Consider the following 9,938-nt stretch of genomic DNA (forward strand, 5'->3'; position numbering starts at 1 on the left):
GGCCGCTGAAAGTTAGCCTGGACTCACTTTGAAGGCGAGCTATTCACCGAATTCGATAGAATAGCGGCGGCTTTCAACTCTTATTCGTATATTGGTGTCTGCTGCGCCCACGATGCGGGATGCAGCAGGGCAATGCACAGCCGCTCCACAGCTCACCCACAAGTTGTTCAGTGATGGTGCGAGGTTGCTTGTGAATAAGTTGTTGATAAAATTCCTGTTGCACCCTGGCAACTTCCCCTGGATGGAGTCGGGCGGGCTTCCCGGTCCGGGCTTTTTGCCTACAATGAAGATCCAACTATCGCAGTTGCCAATGATTGTTGGTTCAGGGCGCGTCGCCATTCGACGCGCCCTTTTTTCTTGTGTGCTCCGTTTCAATTCAATCACTTGACGCTTTCCGTTGATGAACCACATCAGACATTTCTCCATCATTGCGCACATCGACCATGGCAAGTCCACGCTCGCTGACCGCTTGATTCAGCGCTGTGGTGGCCTTGCGGAACGAGAGATGGAGGCCCAGGTCCTGGACTCGATGGACATCGAAAAGGAGCGTGGGATAACCATCAAGGCGCAGACCGCGGCGCTGCAGTACAAGGCCCAGGATGGCCAGGTCTACAACCTCAATCTGATCGACACGCCTGGCCACGTGGACTTCTCGTACGAGGTCTCGCGTTCGCTGTCCGCATGCGAGGGAGCGCTGCTGGTGGTGGACGCATCGCAGGGCGTGGAAGCCCAGACGGTGGCCAACTGCTACACCGCATTGGACCTGGGGGTCGAGGTCCTGCCGGTGCTCAACAAGATGGACTTGCCCAACGCGGACCCCGACAACGCGAAGGCCGAGATCGAAGACGTGATCGGCATCGACGCGACCGATGCGATTCCTTGCTCCGCCAAGACCGGCATGGGCATTGACGAAATCCTGGAGGCCATCGTTGCCAAGGTGCCGGCACCGCAGGGCAAGGCCGACGGGCCGCTGCGCGCCATGATCATCGACAGCTGGTTCGACAGCTATGTCGGCGTGGTGATGCTGGTGCGTGTGGTGGATGGCCGCCTGCTCAAGGGCGAGCGCATCAAGATGATGGCCACGGGCGCTGCGTATGAGGCGGGCAGCCTGGGCGTGTTCACGCCGGCCAACCAGCCGCGCGACAAGCTTGAAGCCGGGGAGGTGGGCTACATCATTGCCGGCATCAAGGAACTGCAGGCCGCGAAGGTGGGCGACACCATCACGCTGGAGAAAAAGCTACCCAACAACGCCGGTCCCGCGTCCGAGGCGCTGCCGGGCTTCAAGGAAATCCAGCCGCAGGTGTTTGCGGGGTTGTACCCCACCGAGGCCAGCGAATACGACTCGCTGCGCGACGCGCTGGAAAAGCTCAAGCTCAACGATGCCTCGCTGCACTACGAGCCTGAGGTGAGCCAGGCGCTGGGCTTTGGTTTCCGCTGCGGCTTCCTCGGGCTCTTGCACATGGAAATCGTGCAGGAGCGCCTGGAGCGCGAGTTCGACCAGGACCTCATCACCACCGCGCCCAGCGTGGTGTACCAGGTGGTCAAGGCCGACGGCGAAATCATCATGGTGGAGAACCCTTCCAAGATGCCGGACCAGGGCCGGCTGGAAGAGATCCGCGAGCCCATCGTGACGGTGCACCTCTACATGCCGCAGGACTACGTGGGCCCGGTGATGACCTTGGCCAACCAGAAGCGGGGCGTGCAGATCAATATGGCCTACCACGGCCGCCAGGTGATGTTGACCTACGAGATGCCGCTGGGCGAGATCGTGCTCGACTTCTTCGACAAGCTCAAGTCGGTGTCGCGCGGGTATGCGTCGATGGACTACGAGTTCAAGGAATACCGGGCATCCGACGTGGTGAAGGTCGACATCCTGCTCAACGGCGACAAGGTGGACGCCCTGTCCATCATCGTGCACCGTTCGCAATCGCAGTTCCGCGGTCGTGCGGTGGTGAGCAAGATGCGCGAGATCATCAGCCGCCAGATGTACGACGTGGCGATCCAGGCGGCCATCGGCGCCAACATCATCGCGCGCGAGACCATCAAGGCGCTGCGCAAGAACGTGCTGGCAAAATGCTATGGGGGTGACATCACCCGCAAGCGCAAGCTCCTAGAAAAGCAGAAGGCAGGGAAGAAACGCATGAAACAGATCGGATCGGTCGAGGTGCCGCAGGAGGCATTCCTGGCCATTTTGCAGGTGGAAGACTGATGCAGCAGTTCATGCAGATCTTCACCGCCTTGGTGCTGGCCGCGTTTGGCGGCTACATCGGCGCCTGGTACTTTGGCGCCATCGAGGGCAACTTCGCCCTGCTGCTTTTCCTGGCCACCGTGGTGACCGGAGCCTACTGGCTGGCGGAGCGGCTGTACTTCCTGCCCCGGCGGCGCCGCGCCGCGCAGGCCATCGAAGATGCCGCGGTGCAGCGCCGCGCCGAACTGGACCGCATGGGCATCCAGAAGGTGGACGTGGACGTGCAGGAAGCCAAGGGCAGCCTGCTCATGCAACCCTGGTGGCTGGACTGGACGGCCGGGCTCTTCCCGGTGATCGCTGCCGTTTTCCTGCTGCGCTCCTTTCTCTTCGAGCCGTTCAAGATCCCCTCGGGCTCCATGATCCCCACGCTGCTCGTGGGCGACCTGATCCTGGTGAACAAGTTCACCTACGGCATCCGCCTGCCGGTCATCCACACCAAGATCACCGAGGGAACGAAGCCCGCGCGCGGCGATGTGCTGGTGTTCCGCTACCCGCCCCAGCCCAGCCTGGACTACATCAAGCGTGTGGTGGGGGTGCCGGGGGACGAGGTGGCCTACCTCAACAAGCGCCTCACAGTGAACGGAAAGCCGATCGATACCAAGGCGCTGCCGGATTTCTTCGACGAAGACTCCATGCGCTACTTCAAGCAGTTTGAAGAGCAACTGGGGGCCCAGCCCCACCGGCTGCTGAACAACCCGGATGTGCCCGCCTTTGTGCAGGGTGCGAGCAATTTTGCCTACCGCCAGAACTGCCGCTACAGTGTGGAAGGCGTGGTGTGCAAAGTGCCCGAAGGCCACTATTTCATGATGGGCGACAACCGCGACAATTCGCTGGATTCGCGCTACTGGGGCTTTGTGCCCGAGGGCAACATCGTCGGCAAGGCCTTCTTCATCTGGATGAATTTCGGCAATCTCAAGCGCATCGGCTCGTTCAGTTGAACGGCGCCTACTGTCCATAACTACCGAGGGGGAAACACATGTTGTCGTCTACGCACCGTTGCAGCCGCCGGTCCCGCCAGCGCGGGCTGTCGTTCATTGGCGTGGTCTTCATCGGGGTGCTTGCCGTGGCCGCGTTCGCGGTGGGCGGGCAGTCGATCCCGATCTTCCTGGAGTACCAGGCCATCAGCAAGGCCGCCAAGAAGGCCGCGAACGAAGGCTCGACCGTGGCGGATATCCGCGCAAGTTTCGACCGCGCGGCCGCCATCGACAACATCAGTTCCGTGCAGGGCAAGGACCTGGAGATCGGCAAGCGCGGCGACAAGGTCGTGGTGTCCTTCAAGTACTCCCGCGAGATTGCGCTGGCGGGTCCGGCCTACCTCGTGTACCGCTTCGAAGGACAGACCAACTAGTGCATCCCAGTCTCCAAGCGCTGCAGGCGCGCCTGCAGCACAGCTTCTCCGATCCCAGCCTTCTTCAACGCGCCATCACGCACCGCAGTTTTTCGGCCGACCACAATGAGCGGCTGGAGTTTCTGGGCGACTCGGTGCTCAACCTGGCGGTCGCGAGCCTGCTGTTCCAGCGGCTGGCGGACCTGCCCGAAGGCGACCTGTCCCGGGTGCGGGCCAATCTTGTCAAGCAGGACACCCTGCACCAGCTGGCGCTGGGCCTGAAACTGCCGGATGTGCTGCGGCTGGGCGAGGGGGAGTCCAAATCCGGCGGCCAGCAGCGCCCGTCCATCCTGGCCGATGCGTTGGAGGCCGTGATCGGCGCCGTGTACCTGGACGCGGGCTATGCCAGCGCCGAAGCCCTGGTGCACCGGCTGTTTCACCGGGTGGAGATCAACCCGCAGATGCAGGCGGCGTCCAAGGACGCGAAGACCGCGTTGCAGGAGTGGCTGCAGGGCCGCAAAATGAAGCTGCCGCAGTACAAGGTGGTCGGGACCGTGGGGGCCGCCCACCGCCAGACCTTTGACGTCGAGTGCGACATTCCCGAGCTGGGGCTCACCGAACGGGGCATCGGCGGCTCCCGGCGGGCGGGCGAGCAGGCCGCTGCCGCCGCCATGCTGGCCACATTGAAAGCAAAGAAGCTATGAACAATGCTACGAAAGATGTAGCTGGTGGCGCTGACCTGCCGGGCCCTGGCGCCCAGAATGATCTGGACGCCATGCTGGCCGCAGCTGGTGCCTCCGGGGCTGCTTCCGCAGCGATGTCCGGCCAGCGCTGCGGCGTGATCGCCATCGTGGGCAAGCCCAACGTGGGCAAGTCCACGCTGCTCAACGCGCTGGTGGGTCAGAAGATCAGCATCACCTCGCGCAAGGCGCAGACCACGCGCCACCGCATCACCGGCATCCGCACGCGCGGCGCCACGCAGTTCATCTTTGTGGACACGCCCGGCTTCCAGACACGCCACGCCACCGCGCTCAACAAGTCGCTGAACAAGACTGTGATGGGCGCGATCGGTGATGTGGACCTGATCCTGTTCGTGGTGGAGGCAGGCAACTTCACGCTGGCCGACGCCAAGGTGCTGTCGCTGTTCAAGCCCGGCATTCCCACGCTGCTGGTGGCCAACAAGCTCGACACGGTGCACCGCCGCGCCGAGATCGCGCCCTGGCTCAAGAGCATGCAGGAGCGCCACCCGTTTGCCGAATTCGTGCCCATGTCGGCCAAGAACAAGGGCGATATCGAGCGCCTGTTCGGCATTTGCGAGAAATACCTGCCCGAGCAGGGCTGGTGGTACGGCGAGGACGAGCTGACCGACCGCAGTGAGAAATTCCTGGCGTCCGAGACGGTGCGTGAAAAGCTGTTCCGCTTCACCGGGGACGAGCTGCCCTACACCTCCACCGTGGTCATCGACAAGTTCGACGAAGAGCCCAGCAAGACGCACAAGCGCTTTGTGCGGGTGGCCGCCACCATCGTGGTGGAGCGCGACAGCCACAAGGCCATGGTGATCGGTGAAAAGGGCGAACGCCTGAAGCGCATCAGCACCGACGCCCGCATGGAGCTGGAAAAGCTGCTGGACGCCAAGGTCTTCCTGGAAGTCTGGGTGAAGGTGCGCTCGGGCTGGGCGGACGACGAGGCGCGGGTGCGGTCCTTTGGCTATGAATGAGGCGCCGCAAGGCCTTGCCGGGGCGGCGACGGCACGGCGGCATGCTCTGGGGTGATGATTTTGGACCAAAAAGGCCCTGGGCGATTGCCAGATCAGCGCAAGCAGCTCCTGAAAAGATAGCGCCATGGCTGTGCGCCGCGTTACCGATGAACCCGCCTTCGTGCTGCACAGCTACGACTGGAGCGAGTCCAGCCTGATCCTGGAGGTGTTCTGCCGCCGCCAGGGGCGCGTGGCCCTGGTGGCCAAGGGCGCGAAGAAGCCCACGTCCAACTTTCGGCCCGTGCTGCTGCCGCTGCAGCCCCTGGCCGTGAGCTACAGCCTGGCGGGGGAGGGCGAAGGCGCCGCCGACATCCACACCCTCAAGGGCGCGGAATGGGTGGGCGGGCATGTCATGCCCACGGGCGACGCGCTGCTCTCGGGCCTGTACCTCAACGAATTGCTGCTGCGCCTGCTGGCCCGCGCCGACCCGCACACCGCGCTGTTCGACGCCTACGCAGGCGTGGTGCGCGTGCTGGCCAGCGAGCACGGCGACGCCCTGGAGCCGGTGCTGCGCACCTTCGAGCTGCTGCTGCTGCGCGAGATCGGCCTGCTGCCCGCGCTGGACGCACAAACCCTCACCCTGGCCCCCCTGCAGACCGAGGACCGCTATGCCCTGGTAGCCGAAGGCGGCCTGCGCAGCGCGGCCCCCGGCGACCGCGCCGCGCTGCCGGGCCACCAGTGGCAGGCGCTGCAGCGCGGGCTGGACGACGACATGGCGCGTTTTACCGCCACGCTGCGTGCCTGCGCGCCCGTGGCCGCCGAACTCAAGCCCCAGCTGCGCGCGCTGCTGCAATACCATTGCGGCAGCCCCACGCTGCGCACCCGCCAGCTCATGATCGACCTGCAATCCCTATGACCTCTGCCTCCCACCGCCGCACCGCGCTGTCCGTCAACGTCAACAAGGTGGCCCTGCTGCGCAACACGCGCCACCTGGGCATTCCCAGCGTTACCCGCGCCGCCGAGCTGTGCCTGCAGGCGGGCGCGCAGGGCATCACGGTGCATCCCCGGCCCGACGAGCGCCATATCCGCGCGCATGACGTATTCGAGCTGGCCGCGCTGATGAAGGCCTGGCCCGGCCGCGAATACAACATCGAAGGCAACCCCTCGCAGAACCTGATGGACTTCATCCGCCAGGTGCGCCCGCACCAAGCCACCTTCGTGCCCGACAGCGAAGACCAGTTCACCAGCGACCACGGCTGGAGCTTTCCGCAAGACGCCGAGCGCCTGGCGCCCCTGGTGGCCGAATGCAAGGCCCTGGGCGTGCGCGTGAGCCTCTTCATGGACCCGGTGCCCGCGCAGATGGCCGCCGCCCGTGCGGTGGGCGCCGACCGGGTGGAGCTGTACACCGAGCCCTACGCCGCCGCCTGGGGCACGCCCGGCCAGGCCGCCCAGCTGCAGCAGTACGCCGCCGCCGCGCAGGCGGCGCTGGACGCGGGCCTGGGCGTGAATGCCGGGCACGACCTTAACCGCGACAACCTGGCCGCCTTTGTGCGCCAGGTGCCGGGCGTGGCGGAAGTCTCCATCGGCCACGCGCTGATCGCCGATGCGCTGGAGCTGGGCTACACCGCCACCGTGCAGGCCTACCTCGCCTGTATTGCAGAGGGCAGCCCGGCACACGGTAACTCCTGATTTGATAGCTGCTGGCGCTTTCCTGACAAGCGCTAGAGCCCTATTTGGCTTGAAACCAATGATCTACGGCATCGGCACCGACATCTGCGACGTGCGCCGCATCCGCGCCAGCCTGGAGCGCCACGGTGAACGCTTTGCGCAGAAGGTGCTGGCCGAAGGCGAGCTGCGCACCTGGCGCGAGCGCAGCGCCCGCTGGCCCGACCGCGGCCTGCGCTACCTGGCCACCCGCTTTTCCGCCAAGGAGGCATTCAGCAAGGCCATTGGCCTGGGCATGCGCATGCCCATGACTTGGCGCGACTGCGAGGTGGCCAAGCTGGCGACCGGCCAGCCCGTGATCGTGCTGCACGGCGCGCTCAGGGAATGGTTTGAGGCGCGGGGCCTGACCGCGCACCTGAGCGTGACGGATGAAAGCGACTACGCCGCCAGCTTCTGCGTGGTGGAGCGATTGGAAGCAAAATCGGCCTCCAGCGCTTGATGGACAAGCGCAAGCAGCTACTTTTTGTATAGCAAAACCATTGGGGTACCCACTGCATGATCGAACACGCTCCCCTGATCCTGGACGTCGCCGGCACCACGCTGACCGACGCGGACCGCCGCCGCCTGGCCCACCCGCTGACCGGCGGCGTGATCCTGTTTGCCCGTAACTGGGAGCACCGCGCGCAGCTGCTGGAGCTGACCGCCGCCATCAAGGCCGTGCGGGACGACCTGCTCATCTGCGTGGACCACGAAGGCGGCCGCGTGCAGCGCTTTCGCACCGACGGCTTCACCCACCTGCCGCCCATGCGCGCTTTTGGCGAACTGTGGATGCAGGATGCCGAGGGCGGCCCGGGCAGCGGCGCCCTGCGCGCCACCAATGCGGCCACGGCGGCGGGTTACGTGCTGGGCACCGAGCTGCGCGCCTGCGGCGTGGATTTTTCCTTCACGCCCGTGCTGGACCTGGATTGGGGCGAGAGCGGCGTGATCGGCGATCGGTCTTTCCACCGCGACCCGCGCGTGGTGGCGCTGCTGGCCAAGAGCCTCATGCACGGCCTGCTGCAGGCAGGCATGGCCAACTGCGGCAAGCACTTTCCCGGCCACGGCTTTGTGAAGGCCGATTCGCACACCGACGTGCCGGTGGACCGGCGCAGCCTCAAAGCCATCCTGGCCGACGATGCGGCGCCGTACCCCTGGCTCAGCACCACGCTCACCAGCGTGATGCCTGCCCACGTGATCTACCCCAAGGTGGACAGCCGCCCGGCGGGCTTTTCCCAGCGCTGGCTGCAGGACATCCTGCGCCGGCAGATGCGCTTTGACGGCGCCATCTTCAGCGACGACCTGAGCATGGAAGGCGCCCGCCGCCTGGACGGCCAGGTGATCAGCTACACCGACGCCGCTCTCGCCGCGCTGCAGGCCGGCTGCGATTTGGTGCTGCTGTGCAACCAGAGCCTGGGCGACGGCCGGGCGGTGGACGAACTGCTCAACGGCCTGGAACAAGCCCAGGCGCAAGGCCGCTGGCAGCCCAGTGTGGACAGCGAATCCCGCCGCCTGGCGCTGCTGCCCGAAACCCTGCCCCAGCCGTGGGATGAACTGATGCTGCAGCCGGCCTACATGCACGCGCTGGACCTGCTGCCCTGATCTGCATGGGCTGGGCCGCAGCGCCGCGGCCCACGGCCTTTTGCGGCGGCGCACCGCCCGTCAGCGTCAGGGCGTATTGAACGGCCCCGGCAGCTGCGGCGCGGGCGCGGCCGGGGTGGTTGCCGTGGCTTGTGCGGTATGGGCCGGCGCGGCAGGTGGAGGCGGCGGGGGCACGCCCTGGAAGCGCCGCACCACCCGCTGGAACACCAGCGCGTTCGGAATCTGCAGCCAGGCGCCGCCGTGCGCGGCCGCCGCGTGGTCTTCCAGCGTGGTGTAGAGCAGGTTGATGTCCACCACGCGGCCCTTGGCGCCGGGCTTCTCCGCGGTGTCCAGCACCTCGATGTAGTCCCCGATGCGGTACGGCCGCACTGTCAGGATCAGCAGCGCGCAGAACAGGTTCGACAGCACGCTCCAGGCCGCGAAGAACGCCACCGCGCCCACCGTGGCAAAGCCGGTGAAGGCCGTCCACAGCACCGTGGCGGACACGCCCAGGCGCTCCAGCACCAGCAGCACCGCGCCGCCGATAGTGAGCCAGCGCAGCAGGCCGTTGACGGGCACCAGCAGCTCGTCGGGCAACTGGTAGCGGGCCGCGGCCCGGCGCATCAGCCGCCGCAGGGTGCGCTGGAGTATCCAGGCGGCCAGCACGATCAGCAGGATCTGCACCGCCGGGACGATGACCTCCAGCCAGTCCCGCACCCAGTCGGGCAACTGGGCGGTCAGCGTCTGGAGCTTGGAGGTCGTGGCCATGGTGGGCAAGCGCAGAAGTGTGTCCGGCGTTCCGTCGGTTGACGAATGTCCCGCCGCCGTGGGGGCTGGCGGGACAGCGGGGCTCAGGATTCCCGGCGCAGCGCCGGGAACAGGATCACGTCGCGGATGCTCGGGCTGTCGGTCAGCAGCATCATCAGGCGGTCGATGCCGATGCCGCAACCGCCTGCGGGCGGCATGCCGTACTCGAGCGCACGCACGAAGTCGTGGTCGAAGTACATGGCCTCGTCGTCGCCGCCGTCCTTGGCCGCCACCTGGGCGTGGAAGCGTGCGGCCTGATCCTCGGCGTCGTTCAGCTCGGAGAAGCCGTTGCCGAACTCGCGGCCAGTGATGTAGAGCTCAAAGCGCTCGGTCACCTCGGGGCGCGTGTCGTTGGCACGGGCCAGGGGCGATATCTCTGTCGGGTGCTCCATGATGAAGGTGGGCTGCCAGAGCTTGTCTTCCACCGTTTCCTCGAAATACAGCACCTGCAGGCTGGCCAGGCTGCGGGCAGAGAGCTTGTTCTTCTCTTCGTTCATGCCCAGCTTCTTCAGTGCGCTGATGAGCCAAGCAGCGTCGTCCACATGGGCACCGGCCTCGGTGTACTGGAAGATGGCTTC

The 9,938-nt window shown here is 65.7% G+C and carries 12 protein-coding genes; 9 read left to right on the plus strand and 3 right to left on the minus strand.

Translation table 11 applies throughout. From position 1 onward, the window contains the following. Positions 1–39: 39 nt before the first annotated feature. Positions 40–411 (minus strand): hypothetical protein, encoded by a 372-nt coding sequence (locus tag LWW96_RS10860; RefSeq protein ID WP_291486844.1) that lies wholly within the window; start codon positions 409–411, stop codon positions 40–42. Between LWW96_RS10860 and lepA the strand changes: the two genes are divergently transcribed. The 9 genes from lepA to nagZ all read left to right on the plus strand — a co-directional run bounded on the left by lepA (position 401) and on the right by nagZ (position 8,574). Further along, positions 401–2,209 carry a translation elongation factor 4 gene (gene lepA / locus LWW96_RS10865; protein WP_291486846.1) on the plus strand — a complete coding sequence of 603 codons (1,809 nt, stop codon included), beginning with the start codon at positions 401–403 and terminating at the stop codon, positions 2,207–2,209. The genes LWW96_RS10860 and lepA overlap by 11 nt on opposite strands. After that, positions 2,209–3,186, plus strand: a complete 978-nt coding sequence (gene lepB / locus LWW96_RS10870) for a signal peptidase I (protein WP_291486848.1) — start codon at positions 2,209–2,211, stop codon at positions 3,184–3,186. The genes lepA and lepB overlap by 1 nt, the downstream gene beginning before the upstream one ends. Before the next feature lie 38 nt (positions 3,187–3,224). After that, positions 3,225–3,596, plus strand: a complete 372-nt coding sequence (locus tag LWW96_RS10875; RefSeq protein WP_291486851.1) for a DUF4845 domain-containing protein — start codon at positions 3,225–3,227, stop codon at positions 3,594–3,596. Next, positions 3,596–4,279, plus strand: a complete 684-nt coding sequence (gene rnc / locus LWW96_RS10880) for a ribonuclease III (RefSeq protein WP_291486853.1) — start codon at positions 3,596–3,598, stop codon at positions 4,277–4,279. Before LWW96_RS10875 ends, rnc begins: the two co-directional genes overlap by 1 nt. Next, the gene (era, locus tag LWW96_RS10885; RefSeq protein ID WP_291486856.1) at positions 4,276–5,292 is read left to right on the plus strand and encodes a GTPase Era; all 1,017 of its coding nucleotides are present in this window, start codon (positions 4,276–4,278) and stop codon (positions 5,290–5,292) included. The genes rnc and era overlap by 4 nt, the downstream gene beginning before the upstream one ends. A gap of 124 nt (positions 5,293–5,416) precedes the next feature. Next, on the plus strand, positions 5,417–6,187 hold the full coding sequence (gene recO, locus LWW96_RS10890; protein WP_291486858.1) for a DNA repair protein RecO: 771 nt from the start codon (positions 5,417–5,419) through the stop codon (positions 6,185–6,187). Continuing rightward, positions 6,184–6,960 (plus strand): pyridoxine 5'-phosphate synthase, encoded by a 777-nt coding sequence (locus LWW96_RS10895; protein ID WP_291486860.1) that lies wholly within the window; start codon positions 6,184–6,186, stop codon positions 6,958–6,960. The genes recO and LWW96_RS10895 overlap by 4 nt, the downstream gene beginning before the upstream one ends. 58 nt (positions 6,961–7,018) lie before the next feature. Beyond that, a complete protein-coding gene (gene acpS / locus LWW96_RS10900; protein ID WP_291486868.1) occupies positions 7,019–7,435 on the plus strand; it encodes a holo-ACP synthase in 417 nt (138 codons plus the stop codon). A 56-nt stretch (positions 7,436–7,491) separates the two neighbouring features. Then, complete coding sequence (gene nagZ, locus LWW96_RS10905; protein ID WP_291486862.1) at positions 7,492–8,574, plus strand: beta-N-acetylhexosaminidase; 1,083 nt, start codon at positions 7,492–7,494, stop codon at positions 8,572–8,574. A gap of 66 nt (positions 8,575–8,640) precedes the next feature. On the opposite strand, the gene LWW96_RS10910 is transcribed toward nagZ, so the two are convergent. Then, on the minus strand, positions 8,641–9,321 hold the full coding sequence (locus LWW96_RS10910) for a mechanosensitive ion channel family protein (protein ID WP_291486864.1): 681 nt from the start codon (positions 9,319–9,321) through the stop codon (positions 8,641–8,643). Between the two features lie 83 nt (positions 9,322–9,404). Next, the coding region (locus tag LWW96_RS10915; RefSeq protein WP_291486866.1) for an amino acid--tRNA ligase-related protein at positions 9,405–9,938 on the minus strand (534 nt) is incomplete at its 5' end.

Source organism: Acidovorax sp. (genome assembly GCF_021287135.1).
Classification (GTDB): domain Bacteria; phylum Pseudomonadota; class Gammaproteobacteria; order Burkholderiales; family Burkholderiaceae_C; genus Acidovorax.

Coding starts and splice junctions, on each gene's coding strand:
- lepA (WP_291486846.1), top strand. CDS start 401: ATGAACCACATCAGACATTTCTCCATCATTGCGCACATCGACCATGGC.
- LWW96_RS10860 (WP_291486844.1), bottom strand. CDS start 411: ATGTGGTTCATCAACGGAAAGCGTCAAGTGATTGAATTGAAACGGAGC.
- lepB (WP_291486848.1), top strand. CDS start 2,209: ATGCAGCAGTTCATGCAGATCTTCACCGCCTTGGTGCTGGCCGCGTTT.
- LWW96_RS10875 (WP_291486851.1), top strand. CDS start 3,225: ATGTTGTCGTCTACGCACCGTTGCAGCCGCCGGTCCCGCCAGCGCGGG.
- era (WP_291486856.1), top strand. CDS start 4,276: ATGAACAATGCTACGAAAGATGTAGCTGGTGGCGCTGACCTGCCGGGC.
- recO (WP_291486858.1), top strand. CDS start 5,417: ATGGCTGTGCGCCGCGTTACCGATGAACCCGCCTTCGTGCTGCACAGC.
- LWW96_RS10895 (WP_291486860.1), top strand. CDS start 6,184: ATGACCTCTGCCTCCCACCGCCGCACCGCGCTGTCCGTCAACGTCAAC.
- acpS (WP_291486868.1), top strand. CDS start 7,019: ATGATCTACGGCATCGGCACCGACATCTGCGACGTGCGCCGCATCCGC.
- nagZ (WP_291486862.1), top strand. CDS start 7,492: ATGATCGAACACGCTCCCCTGATCCTGGACGTCGCCGGCACCACGCTG.
- LWW96_RS10910 (WP_291486864.1), bottom strand. CDS start 9,321: ATGGCCACGACCTCCAAGCTCCAGACGCTGACCGCCCAGTTGCCCGAC.